Source organism: Knoellia aerolata DSM 18566, from assembly GCF_000768695.1.
Taxonomy (GTDB): domain Bacteria; phylum Actinomycetota; class Actinomycetes; order Actinomycetales; family Dermatophilaceae; genus Knoellia; species Knoellia aerolata.
The window spans coordinates 1-23,196 of the sequence record NZ_AVPL01000029.1; the positions used below are offsets into that span (position 1 = coordinate 1).

General features: G+C 67.7%; 22 protein-coding genes. 8 read left to right on the forward strand and 14 right to left on the reverse strand.

Annotation, left to right across the window (positions count from 1 at the left end):
* Nucleotides 1-1,149, forward strand: a 1,149-nt coding sequence (locus tag N801_RS21055; protein ID WP_035937812.1) for a DUF5719 family protein, incomplete at its 5' end; no start/stop codon positions are given.
* Nucleotides 1,150-1,165: 16 nt separating this feature from the next.
* Here N801_RS21055 and N801_RS11345 read toward each other — a convergent pair.
* Complete coding sequence (locus N801_RS11345) at nucleotides 1,166-1,591, reverse strand: metallopeptidase family protein (RefSeq protein WP_035937814.1); 426 nt, start codon at nucleotides 1,589-1,591, stop codon at nucleotides 1,166-1,168.
* A 60-nt stretch (nucleotides 1,592-1,651) separates the two neighbouring features.
* Between N801_RS11345 and N801_RS11350 the strand changes: the two genes are divergently transcribed.
* Nucleotides 1,652-2,032 (forward strand): DUF3499 domain-containing protein, encoded by a 381-nt coding sequence (locus N801_RS11350; protein WP_035937816.1) that lies wholly within the window; start codon nucleotides 1,652-1,654, stop codon nucleotides 2,030-2,032.
* A gap of 487 nt (nucleotides 2,033-2,519) precedes the next feature.
* On the opposite strand, the gene N801_RS11355 is transcribed toward N801_RS11350, so the two are convergent.
* Entirely contained in the window at nucleotides 2,520-4,883 is a 2,364-nt protein-coding gene (locus tag N801_RS11355) for an ATP-binding cassette domain-containing protein (protein WP_035937818.1), read from the reverse strand.
* Between the two features lie 85 nt (nucleotides 4,884-4,968).
* Between N801_RS11355 and N801_RS11360 the strand changes: the two genes are divergently transcribed.
* The 3 genes from N801_RS11360 to N801_RS11370 are packed head-to-tail and all read left to right on the forward strand — an operon-like array spanning nucleotide 4,969 to nucleotide 7,797.
* Entirely contained in the window at nucleotides 4,969-6,402 is a 1,434-nt protein-coding gene (locus N801_RS11360; protein WP_035937820.1) for a phosphomannomutase/phosphoglucomutase, read from the forward strand.
* Nucleotides 6,403-6,404: 2 nt separating this feature from the next.
* Nucleotides 6,405-6,590 carry a Trm112 family protein gene (locus N801_RS11365; RefSeq protein WP_035937822.1) on the forward strand — a complete coding sequence of 62 codons (186 nt, stop codon included), beginning with the start codon at nucleotides 6,405-6,407 and terminating at the stop codon, nucleotides 6,588-6,590.
* Between the two features lie 19 nt (nucleotides 6,591-6,609).
* Nucleotides 6,610-7,797 (forward strand): SIS domain-containing protein, encoded by a 1,188-nt coding sequence (locus N801_RS11370; RefSeq protein ID WP_035937824.1) that lies wholly within the window; start codon nucleotides 6,610-6,612, stop codon nucleotides 7,795-7,797.
* Nucleotides 7,798-7,833: 36 nt separating this feature from the next.
* Here N801_RS11370 and N801_RS11375 read toward each other — a convergent pair whose 3' ends face one another.
* Both N801_RS11375 and N801_RS11380 read right to left on the reverse strand, forming a co-directional pair.
* Entirely contained in the window at nucleotides 7,834-8,379 is a 546-nt protein-coding gene (locus N801_RS11375) for a YbaK/EbsC family protein (protein ID WP_035937826.1), read from the reverse strand.
* A 5-nt stretch (nucleotides 8,380-8,384) separates the two neighbouring features.
* Nucleotides 8,385-9,389: a DUF808 domain-containing protein gene (locus N801_RS11380; RefSeq protein ID WP_035937828.1), complete on the reverse strand. Its 1,005-nt coding sequence runs from the start codon at nucleotides 9,387-9,389 to the stop codon at nucleotides 8,385-8,387.
* A gap of 172 nt (nucleotides 9,390-9,561) precedes the next feature.
* On the opposite strand from N801_RS11380, the gene N801_RS11385 reads away from it, so the two are divergent.
* Complete coding sequence (locus N801_RS11385; protein WP_035937830.1) at nucleotides 9,562-10,521, forward strand: S1C family serine protease; 960 nt, start codon at nucleotides 9,562-9,564, stop codon at nucleotides 10,519-10,521.
* A gap of 42 nt (nucleotides 10,522-10,563) precedes the next feature.
* Here the strand turns inward: N801_RS11385 and N801_RS11390 are convergent, their stop codons facing one another.
* Nucleotides 10,564-10,833 carry a hypothetical protein gene (locus tag N801_RS11390; protein ID WP_035937832.1) on the reverse strand — a complete coding sequence of 90 codons (270 nt, stop codon included), beginning with the start codon at nucleotides 10,831-10,833 and terminating at the stop codon, nucleotides 10,564-10,566.
* 169 nt (nucleotides 10,834-11,002) lie between these two features.
* On the opposite strand from N801_RS11390, the gene ahcY reads away from it, so the two are divergent.
* Both ahcY and N801_RS11400 read left to right on the forward strand, forming a co-directional pair.
* A complete protein-coding gene (ahcY, locus tag N801_RS11395; RefSeq protein WP_035937835.1) occupies nucleotides 11,003-12,439 on the forward strand; it encodes an adenosylhomocysteinase in 1,437 nt (478 codons plus the stop codon).
* A 128-nt stretch (nucleotides 12,440-12,567) separates the two neighbouring features.
* Complete coding sequence (locus tag N801_RS11400; RefSeq protein WP_035937837.1) at nucleotides 12,568-13,170, forward strand: DUF1294 domain-containing protein; 603 nt, start codon at nucleotides 12,568-12,570, stop codon at nucleotides 13,168-13,170.
* A gap of 402 nt (nucleotides 13,171-13,572) precedes the next feature.
* Here the strand turns inward: N801_RS11400 and N801_RS20245 are convergent, their stop codons facing one another.
* From N801_RS20245 to N801_RS11430, 9 genes are all read right to left on the reverse strand, one after another.
* Nucleotides 13,573-14,772 carry an acyltransferase family protein gene (locus N801_RS20245; RefSeq protein WP_084108743.1) on the reverse strand — a complete coding sequence of 400 codons (1,200 nt, stop codon included), beginning with the start codon at nucleotides 14,770-14,772 and terminating at the stop codon, nucleotides 13,573-13,575.
* Nucleotides 14,773-14,977: 205 nt separating this feature from the next.
* Nucleotides 14,978-15,982: a glycosyltransferase gene (locus tag N801_RS20250; protein WP_084108746.1), complete on the reverse strand. Its 1,005-nt coding sequence runs from the start codon at nucleotides 15,980-15,982 to the stop codon at nucleotides 14,978-14,980.
* A complete protein-coding gene (locus N801_RS11405; RefSeq protein ID WP_169744256.1) occupies nucleotides 15,979-17,406 on the reverse strand; it encodes a lipopolysaccharide biosynthesis protein in 1,428 nt (475 codons plus the stop codon). Before N801_RS11405 ends, N801_RS20250 begins: the two co-directional genes overlap by 4 nt.
* Nucleotides 17,407-17,453: 47 nt before the next feature.
* Nucleotides 17,454-18,002, reverse strand: coding sequence for a class I SAM-dependent methyltransferase (locus tag N801_RS19785; RefSeq protein WP_169744257.1), 549 nt, complete (start codon nucleotides 18,000-18,002; stop codon nucleotides 17,454-17,456).
* A 98-nt stretch (nucleotides 18,003-18,100) separates the two neighbouring features.
* Entirely contained in the window at nucleotides 18,101-18,745 is a 645-nt protein-coding gene (locus tag N801_RS20255; RefSeq protein ID WP_084108749.1) for an acetyltransferase, read from the reverse strand.
* Nucleotides 18,735-19,886: a DegT/DnrJ/EryC1/StrS family aminotransferase gene (locus N801_RS11415; protein ID WP_211254720.1), complete on the reverse strand. Its 1,152-nt coding sequence runs from the start codon at nucleotides 19,884-19,886 to the stop codon at nucleotides 18,735-18,737. The genes N801_RS20255 and N801_RS11415 overlap by 11 nt, the downstream gene beginning before the upstream one ends.
* A 9-nt stretch (nucleotides 19,887-19,895) precedes the next feature.
* Nucleotides 19,896-20,930, reverse strand: a complete 1,035-nt coding sequence (locus N801_RS11420; RefSeq protein WP_084108751.1) for a glycosyltransferase — start codon at nucleotides 20,928-20,930, stop codon at nucleotides 19,896-19,898.
* Complete coding sequence (locus N801_RS20260) at nucleotides 20,927-21,925, reverse strand: glycosyltransferase (protein ID WP_156996706.1); 999 nt, start codon at nucleotides 21,923-21,925, stop codon at nucleotides 20,927-20,929. The genes N801_RS11420 and N801_RS20260 overlap by 4 nt, the downstream gene beginning before the upstream one ends.
* Nucleotides 21,926-21,986: 61 nt before the next feature.
* Complete coding sequence (locus N801_RS11430) at nucleotides 21,987-23,054, reverse strand: glycosyltransferase family 2 protein (protein WP_245618401.1); 1,068 nt, start codon at nucleotides 23,052-23,054, stop codon at nucleotides 21,987-21,989.
* Nucleotides 23,055-23,196: the final 142 nt, after the last annotated feature.

Here is a 23,196-nt window from a genome sequence, read left to right on the forward strand (position 1 = left end):
GCCAGCACGGCGGTCACCGCCCGCGGGGTGACGACGACCGCGGCGACGGCACCGGGCGCCTCGAGCCGCGTCCTCGCGACCGGCTCGCTGGCTCCCGGCGTGGCGGCGACGCAGGAGTGGCTGGTCAGCGGCTCCGAGGTGCGCGGGCTCGCGACGGTCCCGTGCGCCGGACCCGGGTCGGACCTGTGGCTCATCGCCGGCGGCGGCGCACCCGGTCGCCAGGAGCGGCTCGTCCTCACCAACTCCGGCGCCAACGAGGTCACGGTCGACCTCACCGTCCTCGGTCGCCGGGGTGTCGTGCCGTCCCCGACGGGCACCACCGTCGTCCCGGCCGGTGGACGTGTCGCCCTCCTCGTCGACGCCATCACCGGACCCGAGGCGTCCCCGGCGCTCCGGGTCCGCGTCAACGGCGGGACCGTCCATGCCGTGATGAGCGACACCTGGCTCGACGGGTCCGTGCCCGCCGGCGCCGAGGTCACCGGCCCGACCGCCGCGCCCGCACGCCGACAGGTCATCCCCGCGGCCCTCGTCGGCAGTATCGGGTCGATCCGCATCGCGGTCCCCGACCGCCAGCAGGCCGTCGTCAGTGCCCGCGTCATCGGCGCCGAGGGTCCTGTGCCACTCCCGGACGGAGTCATCCGAGTCCCCGGCCGCTCCACCGGCGAGCTCGCGCTCAAGGTGCCCGCGTCCGGCATGTATGCCGTCGAGCTCACCTCCGACGTCCCCATCGTGGCCTCCCTCTGGGCCACGCAGCGGGTGGGGGAGCGACCAGGGGACTTCCTCTGGGCCCCATCGACCGCGTCGTCCGGTGGGCTGATCGGCGCCGCCTACCCGTCGTCGAAGGAGAACCCCGAGCGGGTCGTGAGCGTCGTCGCCACACGGGGTCCGGCCGCGGTGTCCGTCACGTGGCGTGCAGTGGGGGCGAAGGACTGGACGACCCGCGAGCTGACCCTGGCCCAGGACACGGCCACGTCGGTGAACATCGGGCCGGCGGACTCCGTCTGGGTTCGTCGCACCTCCGGAACGGGCGAGGTGCGCTCCGGCGTCGCCTCCATCGGCGGGGTGCGCGGATCGCGCCTCGTGTCCTCTGCTCCACTCACCGAGAGCACGGTGACGTCGGTGGTCAGTCGGGCCTTCCCGGTTCCCTGACGTCCCGGGCAGGGCGTCAGAGGTCGATCTCGGACGGGGGCACGTTGAGCAGCGCCGCGACCTGCTCTGCCACGACCTCACGCACGATGACGGCCACCTCGGCGGCGTCCCGCGCCCGGGTCTCGACCGGGCGGCGGTAGATGACGATCCGGTGACCCACGGCGCCGCCCACGGGGACGAGGCGACCAACGGCGGCGGCCTGCTCCTCCCACGGTGCGGGGTCGCTCGACGGGACCTCCTCGACGGCGAACTCGACACCGGCATACCGGGTGCCGAGGTACTCGCGGGCGCGTTCGGCGACCTCGATGACGACGTCGTCGAACGTCTCCCGACGGGACCGCATCGCCGGCACCGGAGGCCAGGCCAGCGGGCCGCGGGGGCCACGGCCGCGGCGGTCGCGACGGCGCGCGGACGCGGAGGACGGGGGGTCGACGGGGGCCACGCCACGAGACTACGGCGCGCCGACCCGGGGTCGTCGGAGCGGTGAATTAGAGTCCCTCGGGTGAACGCGTCCAGGAAGTGCACCAAGACCGCGTGCGCCCAGCTCGCGGTCGCCACGTTGACCTACGCGTACGCCGATCGCGCCGCCGTCCTCGGTCCCCTGGCGACCTACGCCGAGCCGCACTCGTACGACCTGTGCTCCGAGCACGCGATCCGCCTCACCGTCCCGCAGGGCTGGGAGGTCGTTCGCCTCGAGGGCGACGGCTACGAGCCCGCCCCGGAGTACGACGACCTCGTCGCCGTCGTCGAGGCGGTGCGTGAGGTCCGTGACATCCACCCGCCGCAGCCCACGGTGGCGCGCGCGGCCGTGAGCGCGATGCCGCTGCCGGGCGAGCAGCGCCGCGGCCACCTCCGCGTCCTGCCCGGCCTCGGCGAAGCCTGACCCCGAAGACCCCAAGGCCTCAAGGCCTCACGGGCTGAGGGTTGGGGCAGGGGTGAGGGCCTGAGGGCCTCTTCGGCGCGGCTGCGCGGAACGACCTGGCGAGGCTGGGAGGGTGACGACTTATTGCGCTTTTCGACCCGTTCCGCGGTCAGGCGCCGGGAGCGTTGCGTGGTCGAAAAGCGCAATAAGTCGTGCTGCGGGGGCCAGTTGCGGCGCTGCGCCCGTCGGCTGTGATCGGGCTGGACACGCGGGCGGCCAGGTCCTTGGTCGGGCTGGGCACGCGGGCGGCCAGGTCCTTGGTCGCGCTGGGAAGGGTGACGACTTATTGCGCTTTTCGACCCGTTCCGCGGTCATGCGCCGGGAGCGTTGCTTGGTCGAAAAGCGCAATAAGTCGTGCAGTCGGCGCGGTCGGGCGCGGGCGGGTGCGGTCGGGCGCGGCCGGGTGCGGCGGGCACTGGCTGGTCGAAAAGCGCAATACGTCGGGCGGTCAGGGGTGGACGTAGGCGGCGAGGTGCTGGGCGGTGAGGGTGGAGCGGTCGGCGACGAGGTCGGCTGGGGTGCCCTCGAAGACGAGCGTCCCGCCGTCGTGCCCGGCGCCCGGTCCGAGGTCGATGATCCAGTCGGCGTGCGCCATCACCGCCTGGTGGTGCTCGATGACGATGACCGACTTCCCGCCGTCGACGAGCCGGTCGAGCAGACCCAGCAGGTTCTCGACGTCGGCGAGGTGCAGCCCCGTCGTCGGCTCGTCGAGCACGTAGACCTCGCCCTTGTCGGCCATCTGCACCGCGAGCTTGAGGCGCTGGCGCTCACCGCCGGACAGGGTCGTGAGCGGCTGCCCCAGCGTGAGATAGCCCAGCCCCACGTCGACGAGGCGGCCGAGGATGGTGTGGGCGGCCGGGATCCGCGACTCGCCCTCGGCGAAGAAGGCCAGCGCCTCGTCCATCGACATCCCGAGCACCTCGGAGATGTTGCGACCACCGAGGGTGTACTCGAGCACCGACGCCTGGAACCGCCGCCCTTCGCACTCCTCGCACGGCGACTCGACCGTCGCCATGACGCCCAGCTCGGTGAAGATCACCCCGGCGCCGTTGCAGGTCTGGCAGGCGCCTTCGGAGTTCGAGCTGAACAGGGCGGGCTTGACCCCGTTCTCCTTGGCGAACGCCTTGCGGACCGGCTCGAGCAGGCCGGTGTACGTCGCCGGGTTGCTGCGGCGTGAGCCCTTGATCGCGGCCTGGTCGACGACGACGACGCCCTCACGGCCGTCGAGGGAGCCGTGGACCAGGGAGCTCTTGCCCGACCCGGCCACACCGGTCACGGCGACGAGGAGGCCGAGCGGGATGTCGACGTCGACGTCGCGCAGGTTGTGGGTCGAGGCCCCGCGGACCTCGAGCGTGCCGGTGGCCGACCGCACCTCGGGCTTGAGCCGGGCGCGGTCGTCGAGGTGGCGTCCGGTGAGCGTGCCCGCCGTGCGGAGCTCCTCGACGGACCCCTCGAAGACGATCTCCCCACCACCGGACCCGGCTCCCGGCCCGAGGTCGACGACGTGGTCGGCGATGGTGATCGTCTCGGGCTTGTGCTCGACGACGAGGACGGTGTTGCCCTTGTCGCGCAGGCGGAGCAGCAGGTCGTTCATCCGCGCGATGTCGTGCGGGTGGAGCCCGATCGTCGGCTCGTCGAAGACGTAGGTGACGTCGGTGAGCGAGGACCCGAGGTGGCGGATCATCTTGGTGCGCTGGGCCTCACCGCCCGACAGGGTGCCGGCCGGCCGGTCGAGCGAGAGGTACCCGAGCCCGATCTCGGTGAACGAGTCGAGCAGGTGCTGCAGTCCCTTGAGCAGGGGAGCGACCGACGGCTCCTCGAGGTCGCGGACCCACCCGGCGAGGTCGCTGATCTGCATGACGCACAGGTCGGCGATGGACTTCCCGCCGATCTTCGACTTCAGCACGTCGGCGGTGAGGCGGGTGCCGTGGCACTCGGGACACTCCTGGAACGTCACCGCCCGCTCGACGAAGCGGCGCACGTGCGGCTGCATCGCCTCGGTGTCCTTGGACAGCATCGACTTCTGGATCCTGGGGATGATCCCCTCGAAGGTGAGGTTGATGCCCTCGACCTTGATCTTGGTCGGGGGCGCGTAGAGCATCGTCTCGAGCTGCTTGGCGGTGAACTTCGCGATCGGCTTGTCCATCGGCAGGCCCATGCCCTCGAAGAGCCGCCCGTACCAGCCGTCCATGGAGTAGCCGGGGACGGTGAGCGCGCCGTCGTTCAGCGACCTGCTGTCGTCGTAGAGCGCCGCGCGGTCGATGTCGCTCACGTGGCCCATGCCCTCGCACCGCGGGCACATGCCACCGAGGTAGACCTGCTGCTGGGCGACCCGCTTCTCGGTGTGGCCGCCCTTCTCGGTCGTCATCACGCCGCTCGCCTTCCGGGTCGGCACGTTGAAGCTGTATGCCGTCGGCGGACCGACGTAGGGCGCCCCGATGCGGCTGTAGAGGATGCGGAGCATGGCGTTGGCGTCGGTCGCCGTGCCCACGGTCGAGCGCGGGTTGGCGCCCATGCGCTCCTGGTCGACGATGATCGCCGTCGTCAGCCCGTCGAGGTGGTCGACCTCGGGACGCGCCAGCGAGGGCATGAAGCCCTGGACGAAGGCGCTGTAGGTCTCGTTGATCATCCGCTGCGACTCGGCGGCGATGGTGCCGAAGACGAGCGAGCTCTTGCCCGACCCGGAGACGCCGGTGAAGACCGTGAGGCGGCGCTTGGGCAGCTCGAGGCTGATGTCCTTGAGGTTGTTCTCGCGGGCACCCTGGACGCGGATGAGGTCGTGGGTGTCCGCGGGGTGCGACTTCGGGCTCATCTGCTCTCCAGGCTGGTGGGACGGGGTGCGCCTGCCACGCTAGCGGCCATCCCCGACGGCCGTGGCCCCCTAGTAGGGTCGCAGCGTGCCTCCCCACAACCTCTCCGACTTCGTCAAGGCCTACGACGTCCGTGGCCTGGTCCCCGAGCAGCTCGACGTCGACGTCGCGTGGGCCCTCGGGGCGGCGTTCGCCGAGGTCGTCATCCTGGGAGAGGGCGGACACGGCTGCGTCATCGGCCACGACATGCGCGCCTCGTCGCCGGAGCTGTCCCGGGCCTTCGGGACCGGTGTCATGAGCCGCGGCGTCGACGTGACCCACATCGGGCTCGCGAGCACCGACGGCCTCTACTTCGCCAGCGGCCACCTCGGACTGGCGGGCGCGATGTTCACCGCGAGCCACAACCCCGCGGCATACAACGGCATCAAGCTGTGCCGGCCGGGGGCGGCGCCGGTCGGGCTGGAGTCCGGGCTCGCCGACGTCCGCGACCTCGCGCAGGGGCTCCTCGACGGCACGGCGGAGCGGCCCCACGCGGAGCCGGGGACGAGCGAGGAGCGCGACGTGCTGCGCGACTACGCCGCCTTCCTGCGCGGCCTCGTCGACCTCTCGCAGATCCGGCCGCTCACCGTGGTCGTCGACGCGGGCAACGGCATGGGCGGTCACACGGTCCCGGCGGTGCTCGACACCGGGGCCGGCCTCCCGGCGCTGCCGCTCACGGTCGTCCCGCTCTACTTCGAGCTCGACGGGACCTTCCCCAACCACGAGGCCAACCCGCTCGAGCCCGCGAACCTCCGCGACCTCCAGGCCGCGGTCCTCGAGCACGGCGCCGACATCGGGCTCGCCTTCGACGGTGACGCGGACCGCTGCTTCGTCGTCGACGAGCGCGGGGAGCCGGTGAGCCCGAGCGCGATCACGGCGCTCATCGCCACCCGTGAGGTCGCCCGCGAGGTCGCGGCCGGGACGCCGGCCGCAGAGGTGTCGATCGTCCACAACGTCATCACCTCGGCGCAGGTCCCCGAGGTCATCGCCTCGCTGGGTGCCAAGGCCGTCCGCACCCGGGTCGGGCACTCCTACATCAAGGCCGAGATGGCGAGGTCCAACGCCGTCTTCGGCGGGGAGCACAGCGCCCACTACTACTTCCGCGACTTCTGGTTCGCCGACACGGGGATGCTCGCCGCGCTGCACACCCTCGCCGCCCTCGGCGAGCAGCCGCGGAGCCTCAGCGAGATCATGGCCGGCTACGCGGCATACGCCGCCTCCGGCGAGATCAACTCGACCGTCGACGACCAGGCCGCGAGCACCGAGGCGGTGCGCGCCTGGGCGGCGGACAAGCAGGTCGAGGTCGACGAGCTCGACGGGCTGACCCTGACCCACGCCGGCGGGGAGGGCGACCCGATGTGGTGGCTCAACCTGCGCGGCTCCAACACCGAACCACTGCTGCGGCTCAACGTCGAGGCAGCCGATGTGGCCACGATGGCCGCGATCCGCGACGATGTGCTGAGCATCGTGAGAAGGGACTGAACATGTCGACGATGGAGCCCTGGCTGCGCGAGATCCTGCGCTGCCCCAGCTGCCGTTCCGAGCTGCGCGACGAGACGGGGGAGACCGGCCCGGAGCTGGCCTGCACCTCCGACACGTGCGGGCTCGTCTACCGGATCGACGACGGCGTCCCGGTGCTGCTCGTCGACGAGGCGCGCAAGCCGGTCTGACCGGCTGCGCAGCACGACCGTGCCGCACCTCGACGAGGCGTTCCTCGACTCCGCGCAGTCGCTCGAGGCCCTCGACAGCCGCGGGTCCCTGCGCGCGCTCGCGTCCGCGGGCGCGCAGGTGCGGCGGGCGATCGTCTCCGCACGCGAGGCCGGCATCGACCGGGTCGCCGGTGGCGACCGTCCCCGGTCGGTGCTCGTCGCCTCCCTGGGCGGGTCGTCGGTCGTCTGCGACGTCCTCGACGTCCTCGCCGAGCCCGGCTCACCGGTGCCGGTGACCACCCGGCGCGAGGCGCCGCTGCCCGGCTGGATCGGGCCGCTCGACCTCGTCATCGCCGTCTCGTTGTCCGGTCGCGCCGCGGGCCCGCTCGCGCTCGCGGCCGAGGCCGCGCGTCGCGGGGCGTCCCTGCTCACCGTCGGCGCCCCCGACTCCCCGCTCGCCGACGTCTGCGCCCGTGGTCGTGGCGTCCACGTGGACATCGCCGCGACCGTGCCGACCTCGCGCGCCGCCCTGTGGTCGATGCTCACGCCGGTGCTGCTCGCCGCGGACCGCCTCGGCCTCGTCGAGTGCCCCGAGCAGGTGCTCGAGCGCGTCGCCGACCTCCTCGACGGGCGCGCCGAGGAGTGCCGGCCGTCGTCGGAGTCGTTCGTCAACCCCGCCAAGGTCCTCGCCCTCGGGCTGGCCGAGACGGTGCCGGTCGTGCTCGGCGACGGCGCCCTCACCGGGGTGGCCGCCAGCCGGACCGCGGCGATGTTCGCCCGGACCGCGGGGATGCCCACCACCCACGGCGCGCTCCCGGACGCCGCCTCGCAGGTCGTCGCGTGCTTCGACGGGCCGTTCGGGAGGTCGGGGGAGTCGACCGGGAACGGTTCGGCGTCGGGCGGCATCTTCGCGGACCCGTTCCTCGACGGGCCGCCCGCGCCACAGCTGGGCCTGCTCCTGCTCCGCGACCACCCGGAGGCCCACCGCGAGCGCGGCGCTCCGGTGTCGGGGTTCCCCGCCGTCGACCTCGCCGAGGCCGTGGCGGAGTCGGCGCGCGACGCCGGCGTCAAGGTCTGGGAGGTCGAGGCCCTCGCCGGTCACCCGATCGAGCGGCTGGCCTCGCTCATCGCGATGACCGACTACGCCGCGACGTACCTCGCGCTCGGGCTGGGGCTCGACCCCGCCGTGTCGCGGCACGTCACAGAGCTGCGCGACCGCACCAGCTGAGCCTGCGACGTTCTCCGGTCGCCGTCAGCCGTGGGTTCAGTGCTGGGCGAGGTCGAGGACCTCGGCCGTCGGCAGGTCCGCGAGGGCGGCGCCGCTGACGAGGATCTTGCTGCCGCGGATGCCGCTGCCGATGACGACGTCCCCGGCGGCGACGACGGCGGCGTCGACGAGGACCGGCCAGCCGGCCGGGAGCCCGACCGGGGTGATCCCGCCGAACTCCATGCCCGTGAGCGAGACGGCGTCGTCGTGCGCGGCGAACGAGATCTTGCGGACGCCCAGGTGCTTGCGGACGACCCCGTTGACGTCGGCGCGGTCGGTGGCCAGGACCATGACCGCGGCATAGGTGGTCTCGCCTGCGCGCTTGCCCGCGACGACGACGCAGTTGGCGCTCGCCTCCGGCGCGACGTCGTATGCCGCGCAGAACGCAGCCGTGTCCGCGAGGGTCGCGTCGATGGGCGCCACCTGCGCTGCCGCGATGCCCGTGGACGCCGTCGCCGCCAGGGCGGCAGCAACCGGGGCCGCGAGCAGGTCCGGGTGCGCGAGCGCAGGTGACCAGTCGAGCGATCCGCGAGCGGACGGCATACGGATCAGTGCTTCTCGTCGCTCGGGACGTCCGCCGGCGCGTGGTCGGTCTCGTGCTCGCCGTGGCCGCCCTTGCGCGGGATGACGTGCATGATCGCGACGACGATGGCCCCGATGATGAGGCCGAGGATGGCCGATCCGATGGTGTTGGTCACCCAGCCGAGGACCCCGCCGAGCGCGCCGGTGGCGTCGCGGACCGCCTCCTCCGCGTGGTGGACCCACTCGTAGGGGTAGTGCAACGGCGACCAGTACTGGCTGAGCTCGTCGAGCCCGAGGAGGATGATGTGCCCGCCGACCCAGATCATCGCGGCGATGCCGACGACGGACAGGGTGCTGAGGAGCTTGGGCATCGCGGCGACGAGCCCGCGGCCGATCGTGGCCCGGGTGCCGGACTTGCCGGCGAGGTGGAGGCCGACGTCGTCCATCTTGACGATGAGGGCGACGACGCCGTAGACGAGCGCGGTGATGGCGATGGCGACGACGGCGAGGATCGCTGCGCGAAGGAGGAAGCCCTCGTCCTTGACCTCGTTGAGCGAGATGACCATGATCTCGGCCGAGAGGATGAAGTCGGTGCGGATCGCGCCGCTCGTGATGGTGTCCTCGTCGGCGACGAGTCCGGCCTCGTGCGCCTTGGCGGCCGCGTCCTCGTGGTGGCCGCTGACCCGCTCCCAGATCTTCTCGACACCCTCGAAGCAGAGGTAGGTGCCGCCGATCATGAGGAGCGGTGTGAGCGCCTGCGGGAGGAACTGGCTGAGGAGCAGGGCCGCGGGGAGGATGAAGAGGAGCTTGTTGCGCAGGGACCCGATCGCGATCTTCTTGATGATCGGCAGCTCGCGCTTGGGGTCGATGCCCTGGACGTACTGCGGCGTCACCGCGGTGTCGTCGACGATGACGCCGCTGGCCTTCATGCTCGCGCGACCGGCCGCGGCCGCGACGTCGTCGATGGAGGCGGCGGCCGCCTTGGCGAGCACCGCGATGTCGTCGAGCAGGGCGAACAGACCGCCGGCCATCAGGTCACCTGTCGGTCTGTGAGGGGGAAGAGGTGCAGCACCCGGACAGCCTACCCACGGGTGGCCGGGTGGAACGGACGCGAAGCGGGGCACGCGGACGCGGATGGGGGCGGGTCATCGGGTGCCGTTCTCGGGCAGGAATTCCGTTGAGCCTCCCGGCCGTTGTCACACCATGAGTACTGACCCGGGCGCGGAGTCGGCCGCGCTGGACGCCTACTCGGCGATCGTCACCTCCGTCGCGGCCCAGCTGACACCGAAGGTCGCGGCGCTCCGGATCCGGTCGCGGCGCGGTGAGTCGGCGGGGTCGGCCGTCGTCCTCACGGGGGACTCCCACCTCATCACCAACGCCCACGTCGTCGGCGACGCCACCGGTGGCGACGCCGAGTTCGCCGACGGCACGGTCGCCCACTTCGAGGTCGTGGGCCGCGACGCGCTGTCCGACATCGCCGTCATCCGGGCCGACGGTGCGGTGCCCAGCCCGCCCGAGTACGGCAATGCGAATGCGCTGCTCGTCGGGTCCCTCGTTGTGGCCGTCGGCAACCCGCTCGGGCTCTCCGGCACGGTGACCGCCGGAGTGGTGAGCGCGCTCGGACGCAGCCTGCCGGTGCGAACCCGGACGTCGGCGCGCCTCATCGAGGACGTCATCCAGACGGACGCGGCGCTCAACCCCGGCAACTCCGGCGGCGCCTTGGCCGACAGCCGCGGTCGCGTCGTCGGCATCAACACGGCCGTTGCCGGAATCGGTCTCGGCCTGGCGGTGCCCATCAACGCCACGACCCACCGGATCATCTACACGTTGATGCACGACGGCCGCGTGCGGCGCGCCTACCTCGGTGTGGTGAGCACCCCGGCCCGGCTGATGCCCGCGCAGGCTGAGCACTACGGCCAGCGAGTCGCGCTGCGCGTCGTCGAGGTCGTGGAGAGGAGCCCTGCCGCCCAGAGCGGTCTGCGGGCGGGAGACCTGGTTCTCGCGATCGACGGGGCGCCACTCGGTGATGCCCAGTCGCTGCAGCGGCACCTGTTCGCCGACGCGATAGGGAAGCGCATGGAGATCACCGTCCTGCGCAACGGCGCCCTGGTCGACGCCGTCGTGCTGCCCAGCGAGCTTCCCGACGAGTCACCGATCAGGTAGCGGCGGGCGTTCGGGCCGAGCTCAGGTCCGGCCCTGGCGCTCTCAGCTCTCGTCGTCCCTCGCCGACCCGTCCGCCGCGTCGCCGTCACCCGGTCCGTCGTCCGCGACGTCGCCACTGACCCCGGAGGTGTCGGAGTCGCGGTCGCCCTCGTCACCCTCGACGACGGCAGGGCGGGCGACGTCCGACTCGGGGTCCACGGCGTAGTCGCCGCGCACGTCCTCCCACGTGTCGAGCTTGTCCTCGTCGAGGTCGAGACGGACCTCGTCCCGCACCGCGTCGCCCTTGTCGCCGCTGCCGAAGGTCTCACTCATCGCGTGCGCTCCGCTCGTCACCGCACGGGCCGGCCCCGCACTCGTCCATGTCTACCGCGTCGAGTCGGTACGATGGAGGCTGCCGGCGCGGGTGATGCCCCGTTCTCGTGAACGCCCAGATGGGCTGCGCCGGGTCTGACAACCACATTCGACAGGGAAGAGATTTCGCATGTCCTTCGACTACAGGGTTGCCGACCTGAGCCTCGCCGAGGCCGGCCGCCACCAGATCCGTCTTGCCGAGCACGAGATGCCCGGCCTCATGAGCCTGCGCGAGGAGTTCGGGGCGTCCCAGCCGCTCAAGGGCGCCCGCATCGCAGGCTCGCTGCACATGACCGTGCAGACCGCCGTGCTCATCGAGACCCTCACCGCGCTCGGCGCCGAGGTCCGCTGGGCCTCCTGCAACATCTACTCCACGCAGGACGAGGCCGCCGCGGCCGTCGTCGTCGGGCCGCAGGGCTCCGCCGACGACCTCCAGGGTGTCCCCGTCTTCGCCTGGAAGGGCGAGACCCTCACCGAGTACTGGGAGTGCACCGAGCAGATCCTCACCTGGCCCGGCGGTCACGGCGCCAACATGATCCTCGACGACGGTGGCGACGCCACGATGCTCGTCCACAAGGGTCGCGCGTGGGAGGCCGCCGGTCAGGTGCCCCCCACCGACGACGCGGACTCCGAGGAGGTCGGTGTCTTCAAGGAGCTCGTGCGCAAGACGCTCGCCGCCGACCCGCAGAAGTGGACCACCGTCTCGGCCGAGATCAAGGGCGTCACCGAGGAGACGACGACCGGCGTGCTCCGCCTCTACGAGCTCGCCCGTGCCGGAGAGCTCCTGTTCCCGGCGATCAACGTCAACGACTCGGTCACCAAGAGCAAGTTCGACAACAAGTACGGGTGCCGCCACTCGGTCATCGACGGCCTCAACCGCGCCACCGACGTGCTCATCGCCGGCAAGGTCGCGGTCGTCTGCGGCTACGGCGACGTCGGCAAGGGTTGCGCCGAGGCGCTGCGCGGCCAGGGTGCTCGCGTCATCATCACCGAGATCGACCCGATCTGCGCGCTGCAGGCGGCGATGGAGGGCTACCAGGTCGCCAAGCTCGAGAGCGTCATCGGCATCGCCGACATCTACGTCACGACGACCGGCAACTTCAACATCATCACCGCCGAGCACATGCAGCAGATGAAGAACAAGGCGATCGTGGCCAACATCGGCCACTTCGACAACGAGATCGACATCGCCGGCCTCGCCAAGGTCCCGGGCATCACCAAGACCGAGATCAAGGCCCAAGTCCACGAGTGGACGTTCTCCGGCGGCACCTCGATCATCGTGCTGTCCGAGGGTCGGCTGTTCAACCTCGGCAACGCCACCGGCCACCCGAGCTTCGTCATGTCGAACTCCTTCGCGAACCAGACGATCGCCCAGATCGAGCTGTTCACGAAGAACGACGACTACGACAAGCAGGTCTACGTCCTCCCCAAGCACCTCGACGAGAAGGTCGCGCGCCTGCACCTCGACGCCATCGGGGTCGAGCTCACCGAGCTGACCAAGGAGCAGGCCGAGTACATCGGCGTCGACGTCGCCGGCCCGTACAAGTCGGACCACTACCGGTACTGAGTTCTCGGCTCACGCAGAACGATCAGGCCGGGTATGCCGGGGACGCGAGTTCCCGGCATACCCGGCCTTCGTCGTGCCCACGCTTAGGCTGTCCCAGCTGGGCGACATCCGAGCGAGGAGGGTTCGCGGTGACGTCGGAGGACGCGGCCGGGCGGCAGCGGGGTGTGCTGGGGGACTGGAACGACGACCGGGGCTTCGGCTTCATCACGCCGGCTTCCGGAGGGTCGCGCGTGTTCGCCCACGTCAATGCGTTCCCGCGTGGCCGACGTCCGGTGCCCGGCAACGAGGTCACCTACGTCCAGGTGCGAGACGTGCGTGACCGGACGCGCGCGGCGGAGGTGCGATACGTGGGCGGGGCAAGCGCCTCCCGATCCGTCGGCAAGGGGACGTGGTCGGCGGTCGCCATTGCCGCGGCCTTCTTCGTCCTCCTGACGACTCTGCTGCTGCTGGACGAAGTGCCAGTCTGGCTGGTGGGCATCTACGGCCTGTTGAGCGCAGTCGCGGTGGTGATGTACGGCTCCGACAAGTCCGCGGCGACCGTGGGCAAATGGCGCACCCCGGAGTCCTCGCTGCATACGATCGCGCTGCTCGGTGGCTGGCCCGGTGCGCTCGTCGCTCAGCAGGTGTTCCGGCACAAGACAAGCAAGCAGCCGTTCCGCAGCATCTTCTGGGTCACCGTCCTCGCCAACTGCGTGGCACTCGGGTGGTTCTTCTTACGACTGCCCCAATAACGGACTGATGGACTGGGATACGTGGCCGGATCAACACGCCCGCGTCGACCGTTGAATCGGCACCGACGTTTACGCCTCCAGGGGCCGCGAGCCGCTTCCAGCTCGTCGATTAATCGCCAAGCCGGGTGTCGTGTCCGATATGTGCGTTCGCCCAGATGTGAACGTCCGCGCGGTGCGGACGTACCGCGCAAGCTGACCTGGGAGCACACGCCAGTGGCGAGTCCACGGATGGCGTTGCGGCCCATCGTCACGGACGGAAACGAAGACCAGCGAGAGGCGCCCTCTCGGCGGGGTGGTGTTCGTCGATGCGCGTCGACCGGACCTCCAGCCAGAGGCTCGTGGAGCCGGTCCACCCCGCCAAGGCAGGGCACCCCGTAGGGCTCAAGCAGGCTCCGCTCCGGCTCAGGATCGGCGACGACTCCGGGACGCTGAACCGTAAGCACCGGAACCTGGGTTGGTCACTTCATCGTGCTCTGAGCCAGAGAGGTGAGCGCGACGCCAGACCTCAGGAAAGAGTGACCTGAAGCGGCGACCATTGCCGTCGGGAGTGCCTTTATGCACGGAGGGGTTGGCTCGGACGGGCAACTCGGCAGTCTTTCCTCCCAACAACGGTTCCGCATTCGCCAAGAAGTGGCGCTCAACGAGTACCCACGACACGGCCGCGATGACTGAGCTTAAGGCCCAGGTGGCGAAAAGGCGCTGCGGTAGCTCAAGCGACAGTACGACCGCAATGGCGAAGGGGTGCCAGAGATACATGGCGTAGGACAACCGTCCAGTCCATCGCAGCGGTGGGGACGACAACACGACGGAAAGTGGGCCCGCGTGCGGTTGAATCAGTCGCGCGATGAGCACTGCGGTCGCCAGCGACACGACTGGAATAACCAGGAGAGATGCAGATCTGCTTGTCCACACAAAAGGCGTAGACAACGCCACCACGGCCCCTGCCGTGAGGACTCTACCCGGCATGCCAATTGGTAGCGCCCAGCCGTGAGAGATCGCCAAAGCGAGGGCGCAGCCGACAAGGACGGCGTCGATGCGGGTAAAAGGGCTGAACCACGCAAGGTTGGTGAGACCTGCGAAGTACAGCGCTGCCCGCGCCAGCGCCGAGGCGCCTGCGACCGCGAGCACGGTTTTGATGGCTCGGGGGCGGCGCCATACAAAAGGGAGGATAAGGGGCCAGAGAAGGTAGAACTGTTCTTCCAGTGCGAGCGACCAAGTGTGATCCAAGCTCGAGGAGATGCTCATAGATGCAGCGATGTTAGTCCCGTAAAGGCCTGCTAGAAGCACCGGAACTAGAGACTGACCGGAAACAAACCGGGAGGCGCTTTCGAACGTTAACAGCAGAAACAAGGCAGGTAAGAGCCGTCTAGCGCGTCTCAGGTAGAAGACGCGAAGCTGTTTGGCCCGGGGATCAGATCTGGAGCGCAGGAGGATCCTCGTAATGAGGAAACCAGACAGCACGAAGAAGATCGTGACTCCGGCCGCCCCCAGGCTTTGGGCCTGTGGAACGGCTGCATGGGCCGTGAGCACAAAGAGGATGGCGCACCCTCGAAGCCCGTCTAGGGAGGAATTTCTCCCGGGCGCCTGCGTCTGCTTCGTCATGCTCCGAGTCTGCAGGTCGCGGACATCCGACGTGGCAGTTCGCTATTTCCCACCCAGCCCTCGCCAAAGTTATGTATCGCACCGGCCAACAGGCACGCCCAAGCGTGAAATGCTGGGGTCACGCCGCTGCTGAGGGATTACGCGTGCACTAGCACACTGCGTCGCAGCACCCAACTCTTCGACACAGCGTTGACGTGGCATCGCTCTACTCGGGGCGGTACTTCAGCAGTTGCCTAGCCTGGATGACGCGGGTTGCGCCTCGACCCAGAACCGTCGCCACTGGCAGGCTGGCAAGTCTGCGAAGTAGGGCATCTCGTGGGTGCGGGTTGGCTCCGTGCTCCGACGGGACATCCAGAGCACGAATCAACATGGCCCCGTCTCCGGCGCTAAGAGCGTTCCAGACTAACGCGTCGCGAGTGGTCTCAGCGCCAGCGCGGCGCCGTTCTAGTGGCAGCCCAGCGAGCTCGACGGCATTGTCAACGAGGCGCAATTGGTCCATGATGCGACGTTCGGCCGCCGCAGGACCTTGCTGGGTGGCTGACCCCGGAAGCCGTCGGTAGGTGGCCAGAGAGCGATCGACCAACCCGAATGGCCCGAATGTCGTTGCATGCAAAAACAATGGCCAGTCCTCAATTTGGTATCGACCTCGCGCTAGAGTGGAAGAGGGGTAACTTGTTGCCGCCTCGGCGCGAATCATGAGCGAGCACGTTTGGACGGTATTGCGAATAAGTAGGTCGTCAAAAGTGGTCTCGGCGGGTCGCTCGATGTGCTTCGTCCAGTAGTCGCGCATGACATACCATCGATGTCGCACAGGAATGATGTGGTCCACGTCGCTGTGGACTCCGACGTGATGCGGATGACGCGCAAGGTGGTTCGCCTGAACGGTCAGTTTGTCCGTCGCCTGCCAGTAGTCGTCCCCCTCGCAGTACGCCACCAAATCGCCAGAGGCAGCGTCAAGGAGTCGGCGGTGGTTCGCATGCATCCCTACGTTGGTGTCCGACGTGAGAACGTGAACGGTGTTCGGATTCAGTGCGGCATACCGTTTCACCGTGGCGAGAGTGTCGTCTGAGGAATGATCTTCTCCGACGAGGACCTCCACTTGACCCGCGTAGTCCTGCGCGAGGATGCCCTCTAGGCACTGGGCTATGTAGGGGCCATGGTTGTAGGCGAGGACGACGACACTGATCCGCGGCAGACGTTCGGCAGTCATATTGCCGGTCCGCTCGGGGGCGGGTTACTCACGGGGCGCAAAAGAATAAGGAGGTCGGTGACGGCGCGGACCCTCAACGACGCTGCCAGCATGAGGTAGGCCACCCCGGAAAGCGGTACAACGACTATCAACCGGATCCAAGGCTCAGTGTCTAGAGCTGACGAAGCTGCCGAGGCGCCGAGCCCGACAATGCCGGCCAAGGCGAAAACAGGAGCGACACTGGACAGTTGTTCTCGCAGGCCCAGACCGACAGCCTTTTGAACTGTCCGTCCGTTGATCACCAGCGCGACAACGCCGAGACCGACCTGCGCCCACGCCACCCCTTTCAGTCCGAAAGTCAGTCCCACGCCCAAGAGAGTCAATCCAGCGACCTTCTTGGCTAGGTCAATCCGAAACACCTGACGGTTTGCACCGGTGGCATACAGGACGCTGATGGACATCACGTGGAATGGCCAAAGGAGCCCGGCGGCGCACAGAATCGACAGAAGGGGGGCGGCTGGGGCCCACTGCTCGCCGAAGAACACCATAAGCACAGGCGAGGCAAGTGCGGCAAGGACGGCCATCGCCCAGGCGTTCAGCGCCGATACAGACCTAATCCCCGTGAGGAATCCGGCCCGAAGGAGGTCGGCACGGCCAGACGTCCGTGCGAACAAGGGAAGGGCGACGCGTCCGACGACCGCCGAGGTTGTCTCGGTCGTGAGCTGCTGGGTGCTGTCGGCGCGTTGGTACGTACCAAGGGCGGCGGTGCCGAACGCAACCCCCGTAATGAGGGTATGGAGACGTAGGTATCCGTGGTCGACGAGGTTCGCCGCGAGAACCCATCGCCCCCGGCGGATGAGGGATGTGGTGTCGTTACGACTCCATTGCTTTCCCGGTCGCCAAGGTGAGACCAACAGCAAGAGGACTGCGGCCACCGTTGGCATCGCAACGGACTGAACGGCGAGCGCCCAGAGACCTCCCCCTTCCAATGCAACCCAGATCGAGACGGCCCCCGACAAAAGGGCGGCCACCAGACCTATGACGAGGAGTCGACCGAACGCCAACGCGCGCACAAGCATGGTGGCGTGGACCTGGCCCACCGCTGTAGACAGGATGGTCAGGCACATGAAGGACGCCACGGTGACAAGGTCCGGTCGATCGGCCAGCTGAGCGAGGGGGGAGGCAATGGCCACACCAATGCCGGTAAGCAGCAGACCTAGGACCACCGAGGTCCAGAAGGCACTGTCGACCTCCCCGACGGTCACGCCCTTCGCTTGCAGAAGCGCGGTGGTGAGCCCTGCGTCAGCCAGGACACACCCGACCAATACGTATACGGCCAAGAGCGCGATTGTGCCGAAGTCGGCCGGCGTAAGCAGTCGCGCCAAGATAAGCAGGACAAGGAACTGGACCCCCTGGCGCACCACGAGGTCGGCGCCGCTGCCCATGGTCGCGCGGAAGGCGCCACGCGCGGGATACGTGGCGTCAGGAAGTCTCACTTCGTCGCTTCAAGGATGAGGTCTCCATGGAATGGGCGGCACTCGAGTCCGCGCAGGTCAGGTATGGCGCTCTCGTGCCGTGCTACGCGGGAGATCGACGTGAAGCCGGACCGCACGAGGGCAGCGGTTAGTTCGGACTCGTCCCAAACGTAGAGGTGTCCCCACAGGCGCATGCCCTCGTTGATCAGGTCGCAAGGGCTCTCAGGCAACCACCCCATGTCGGCCCACTCGCTGACCCGTCCGGACCGGTACTCCTCGACGAGGACAGACAGGTCTGGGGTGCTCACCCGAAAGACTCCACCTGGGCGCAGAAACCGGGCGCATTCTGCCAGCAGCCGCGCAGCCTGGTCCTTGCGAACGTGCTCAATGAAGTGCTCAGAGAAGACGAGATCTGCTGCCCCTGACGGGTAGGGGAGCGGCTGAAGGAGGTCAAATTTCACAACCCCCGGCGGGCCGGCAATGTCGATGTTGGCCCATCCGTCAAGCAAGTTGCTGCCGCACCCGAGGTGGATCTTCGAAGCGGTGCGTGCACTCTTGGCCATCATGGACGGGGCAAGTAGCGAACCGACGCGAACCGGGAGGGCCCTTGCCCGCCAGAGGAGCTGCTCGGCCGCATCCTGGCGCATTGTTGACGACAGCCGACTCACCGCTTCCTCACTGCCGGCACGCCTGCGACGAGCGCTCCCGGCTCGACTGGCTGAGTCACACACGAGCCCGCTGCAACCACCGCCCCTGCGCCAACAACAAGCGGTTCATTGCCGGACCCGTTGATTATTACGGCACCCGTTCCGATGTAAGCGCCGTCCTCGATACGGACGTTTCCGGACACGTGAACCCCCGGTGCAGTGGTCACGAAGTCCCCAAGCACGGCGTCATGGCCAATCGTTGTGCCAAGGTTGAGGTGAACATACTCGCCGATCTTGATATCTGTCGTGATGATTACGCCGGCGCACAGCACGGAGCCTGTCCCAATTTCGTTGTGGCCCTCGAGGTCGATTCTGGGATGGATGAGGGTGACAGGTAATAGTCCGAGGCTGATGCATGCAGCCGTTCCGACGCGTCGGTCGGTGGGATCACCCATGGCTACGACGAATGACGCTCCAGCCATGACGTCCTCGAGAAGCACGATGTCGGGCCCTCTCCAGTCCGGCGGAGAGTACCTAGGGTCGGTGATGGCGAACACGACTTCGGCGTCGGGAACGGCGGCCCCCGCTAGCCAAGCAACCTCTCGTCCGAAGCCACCCACACCCAGCACGACCAGTTGGTTAACGACGTCCTCAAACGGCATTGATGGCCTCCTCGATCGCGTTCGTAACACGATCGACCTCTCGAGCAGCGATGGAAGGGCCTCCTGGCAAGACGAGCACACGATCGGCTATGTGCTCGGTAACCGGTAGGGGGACCCGGAGGGCGCTGCTGGCATAAACGGGCATGCGGTGGACGCCGGGCCAGAAATACCGTCGCGCAAGCACGCCGCGGGAGTGCAGTGCACTGAGAATTCTGTCTCGAACCTCGGCTCCGGCGTCTACCACGCCCACGACGTATTGAAAGTTGTTGCGCTCTGCGAGATCGGGCACGACGAGTGACACCCCTGCAACCTTGTCCAGAGCTGCGGCGTATGCGTCGTGCGTCCGAGCATTCCCAATCTTGATGTCCTCGAGGACCGTCAGATTGGTCATTCCCATAGCTGCGGAGATCTCGGTCATTTTTCCGTTGGTGCCCGCATACACGACATTGTCGTAGCCTGCGAAACCGAAGTTCCGCATCAGTCGTGCGCGGGCCGCAAGGTCGTCGTCGTTCGTGACGATCGCCCCGCCTTCGAAGGTGTTAAAGAACTTCGTTGCATGGAAACTGAAGACCTCGGCTCGCCCGAATCCCCCTATGGTGTGCCCGCCGTACGTGCAATCGAAGGCATGAGCTGCATCGAACATGAGAGCGAGTCCGTGGCGGTCCGCGATATTCTGAAGCTTCTCGATGGGTGATGCGCGACCCCAAGTGTGAACCCCGATAATTCCCGTGGTCTCCGGCGATATCGCCGCCTCGACCGACTGGGGATCAAGACAATGCGTCGCCTCGTCGATGTCAGCGAATACTGGCGTAACTCCCTGCCAGGACAGTGCGTGGGCGGTTGCGACAAATGTAAAGCTGGGGACGATGACCTCGCCGGTAAGCCCTAGGGCGCGAACCGCGATCTCAAGCGCCACTGTGCCGTTGCTCATCGCCACGCAGTTCCGTACGCCCACCCTGTTGGCGATGGCCGTCTCGAGCTCGTGGACGATGGGGCCGTCATTGGTCAGCCAGTTGGTGGCATAGATTCGGTCGACGTACGAGTCGAAAACGTCGCGTGGGCCTAGATTGGGACGGCCAACGTGCAGGCGCTCGACCGATGGTCCGGTCACGCTGTCGGGGTCTGGGCGTGGTGTCGACACCAGCCGACCCTAGTGGGGAGCTGCGCTGTAGGTCGGTGCATCACGTCGTGTCGCCCGCCTACGAACGAGCTCGTAGGGGATGCCGGGCAAGAATGTCGCGACGACCCACCACGACGTCGCTGAGGAACGAGCTGCGTGCCACAGCATCTCCCAAGTGTTCCGCGCGGGACCGTCCAAGAGCAGCCGGGCGCGCGCCAACGCGATGCCGGGAGGGAGCTCTGCCACTCGCTCACTGAGAGTTTCCACGATAAGGCGACGCCAGCCGTAACTTTGGACTTGGCAGGCGCGAGCACATTGAGCGATCGAATGGCCACCCTCGTAGGCGTCGCCCAGTTCCCTGATCCGTCTGAGAAAGCCGGCAGGTGTCCATCCACGGTGTGTTGCCACTTCCCCCACGATGTTGCCCACGTGCTGGACGTAGTCCTGAACGACCTCGTCTCGCACTGCGTACCCGCCCACTGCTCCAGCGCAAATGCCGAGCCAGTGGTCGTGCAGCTGGGTGACGGTGTGCAGCCGAGGGAACGGCAGGGCCACGTCGAGGAGGTCCCTCCGGAAGACAGACAGGGCGCCGGTCACTTGGTTTTGGAACAGCAGGTCTTCCGGGGGGACCACTTTGCGGTCGGTGCTCTCCAACAGGACGCGCCCGTCGGGCCAGCTGACAACGCGTGCCTGGCCGGTCGCCAGCGAAACCGTGCGAAGCAATGGCACCAACTTCTCCAGTTTGTCTGGAAGCCAACGGTCGTCTTGGTCGCTCAGGGCAATCCATTCCGCATCCTCCGGCACAGCCCATAGAAGCCGCTCGAAGTTGAGATAGAAGCCAAGATTGTCGTCCCAACCCACAACCTCGAAGCGCTCGTCAGTTCCAACCGCCGCGTTGACCAGCGCTCGAACATGCGCCTGTCCACCGTCGGCCCCGATAAGGCACCGGAAATCGCGCCTGCTCTGGTCACGAATCGAGCGCAACTGGGTTGCGAAGAGCTCGGGATTCGGACGATATGCCGCGAGTACCACCACACCTGACGCAGACGATGGGACGCGGGTCATGGCGCGATCCTCGCGCGTGGCCGTGCCAGCGTCCAGTACAGGGCGAGCACACGGTTGAGCAGGGCCATGGCTGGAGGCACTTCAAGCTGTGTCTGCGACACGGTGGGGGTGAGCAGGTCGTCCAGAGCCAGCGGTGAACGGACTTGGGCCTGCACCCGACGCCTGCGATCTCGGATGATGCGCGGGTGTCGCAGCAACCACATCCAGGTTCGCACCTTCTCCACGGCCCAGCCGTCGCGGGCTGCGACGAGGAGATACATGGGTTCGAGCAGGACGAGCACGGGGAGCGTGCGGAGTAGTAGGTGCGTGGGAAAGTCAGCAAGCACAGTCAGGAACCGATTGCGCTCCAGCAGGAACATCTTCCGAGCGTTGCGCGAGAAGTCGTGATCATGGGTCGCGAGCGCGGTGGGGACCAGAACCACGTCGAGACCAGCCAAGTGACAGCGGAGGCTGAGGTCCGTGTCTTCGTGGTACATGAAGTAGGACTCGTCCATACCCCCCAAGAGCTCCCAGACCTCTCGCCTGCATGCGAACAGTGCCCCTGCGACGGAGGCAATCGAACGACCCTCTTGATGGTTGGTCGCCGGCTCGCCGAAGCCGTGACACCAACTCAGTCCGGTCAGGTGCACGGGCAGTCCTGCGGAGTCCACACGATCTGGGTCATTCGCAAGGAGGACGAGCCCGCCGGCGAGGCCGACTTCGTCGCGTTGCACGGCCTCGGCCAACGCCGCGATGGCGCCTACCTGAACGATCGCATCGGAGTTGATGAAAACCAGAACGTCTCCAACGGTCGCCTCTGCACCGGTTGCACATCCACCGCCGAAGCCGGAGTTGAACGAGGGGGTAACGACCCGCAGCTGGTCGACTTCAGGCAGCGCGCGAATCCCATGGTCAACGAGCACGAGTTCGTCCCGGTCACCTAACTGACGGATCACCGCCCGCAGGCACGCTGGCAGCATCGGTTCGGGACCGTGTCCAACGACGATGACGCTCACGCTCACGCTCACGACACGGGCGGCAGACGCCGGGCAGCCAAACCATGCAACCAACCGTCAATCAACGCGGCACTCTCGCGGTGACGGAAGAGGTGAGTGTGCCGCCGACGCTCGTTGACGGCGAGGACATCCGTGCTTTCAAGTCCGATCGAGCTGCATCACCAAGCGCGGCTCGTAGGCTCGAGGCTTGACATGGTGGAGGAGGCGTCGCCATGTACGCGATTCGAGTCATCTCCTGACGAACCTTCCGTAGCCCGTCAAGCAGGATGCCCACGACGAGCACGATGAACGCCACCACCACAAGGGAAGCGGCCAGGAAGGCCGTCGGGAAGCGCCCTACGAGGCCGGTCTCAAAGTACGCGCGTATCACGGGAATCGAGACGCCGACTGCGACCAAAGCCATGACGGTCGCCAAGGTCGAGTAGAGCGCCAGGGGTCGTTCGTGGTGCAGCAACTTGGAGATCATGCGCAGGATGCGGAACCCGTCGTGATACGTCCGCAGTTTGCTCGCCGAGCCAGGCGCCCGGTCCTTGAACCCTACCTCCACCTCCGCCTGGGGGACGCGAGTGTTGATCGCGTGCACGGTGAGCTCAGTCTCGATCTCGAACGCTCGCGAGACCGCAGGGAAGGACTTGACGAATCTCCGGGAGAAGACTCGGTACCCGCTCAACATGTCGTTGACGGGTCGGCGGAAGATGACCGACACCACCTTGTTGAACACGTGGTTGCCCAGGGCATGGCCGGATCGATAGGCGCCATCCCCGGTTGCGACCCGCACCCCCGTCACCTGGTCGTAGGGACCCTCCAGCAGCACACGAATCATCTCTGGAGCGGCGGAGGCGTCATAGGTGTCGTCGCCATCGATCATCAGATAGACATCGGCGTCTAGGTCAGCCATGGCCCGCCGGATGACGTTGCCCTTTCCGCGCATCGGTTCCCGCCGGACCTCCGCACCCGCCAACCTTGCGCACTCGGACGTCCTGTCGGTGCTGGCATTGTCATACACGTAGACAGTCATTTGGGGGACCGCCGCGCGAAGGTCTGCTACCACCTGGGAAACCGCTGACTCCTCGTTATGGCACGGCACAATGGCGACGAGGCGCAAGGTGTCAGCAAAGAAGGCGGTCACGCGGATTTCCCCCGATTGGGCAGGTGATGGCGCCGCCAGCATACTGACGCCGAGACATCCGGGCAGGGAATCGCACGAATCGCGGCGCCTGCTCACTGACGGGCACGAAGTCGCTCCATGCAAGACCCATTCACCCGCCCTT

Bases quoted from the DNA above. Each gene is read 5' to 3' on its own strand.
- N801_RS11355 (WP_035937818.1), bottom strand. From the start codon at position 4,883: ATGAGCCCGAAGTCGCACCCCGCGGACACCCACGACCTCATCCGCGTC.
- N801_RS11365 (WP_035937822.1), top strand. From the start codon at position 6,405: ATGTCGACGATGGAGCCCTGGCTGCGCGAGATCCTGCGCTGCCCCAGC.
- N801_RS11375 (WP_035937826.1), bottom strand. From the start codon at position 8,379: ATGCCGTCCGCTCGCGGATCGCTCGACTGGTCACCTGCGCTCGCGCAC.
- N801_RS11380 (WP_035937828.1), bottom strand. From the start codon at position 9,389: ATGGCCGGCGGTCTGTTCGCCCTGCTCGACGACATCGCGGTGCTCGCC.
- N801_RS11385 (WP_035937830.1), top strand. From the start codon at position 9,562: ATGAGTACTGACCCGGGCGCGGAGTCGGCCGCGCTGGACGCCTACTCG.
- N801_RS11390 (WP_035937832.1), bottom strand. From the start codon at position 10,833: ATGAGTGAGACCTTCGGCAGCGGCGACAAGGGCGACGCGGTGCGGGAC.
- ahcY (WP_035937835.1), top strand. From the start codon at position 11,003: ATGTCCTTCGACTACAGGGTTGCCGACCTGAGCCTCGCCGAGGCCGGC.
- N801_RS20245 (WP_084108743.1), bottom strand. From the start codon at position 14,772: ATGACGAAGCAGACGCAGGCGCCCGGGAGAAATTCCTCCCTAGACGGG.
- N801_RS20250 (WP_084108746.1), bottom strand. From the start codon at position 15,982: ATGACTGCCGAACGTCTGCCGCGGATCAGTGTCGTCGTCCTCGCCTAC.
- N801_RS11405 (WP_169744256.1), bottom strand. From the start codon at position 17,406: ATGGGCAGCGGCGCCGACCTCGTGGTGCGCCAGGGGGTCCAGTTCCTT.
- N801_RS19785 (WP_169744257.1), bottom strand. From the start codon at position 18,002: ATGATGGCCAAGAGTGCACGCACCGCTTCGAAGATCCACCTCGGGTGC.
- N801_RS20255 (WP_084108749.1), bottom strand. From the start codon at position 18,745: ATGCCGTTTGAGGACGTCGTTAACCAACTGGTCGTGCTGGGTGTGGGT.
- N801_RS11420 (WP_084108751.1), bottom strand. From the start codon at position 20,930: ATGACCCGCGTCCCATCGTCTGCGTCAGGTGTGGTGGTACTCGCGGCA.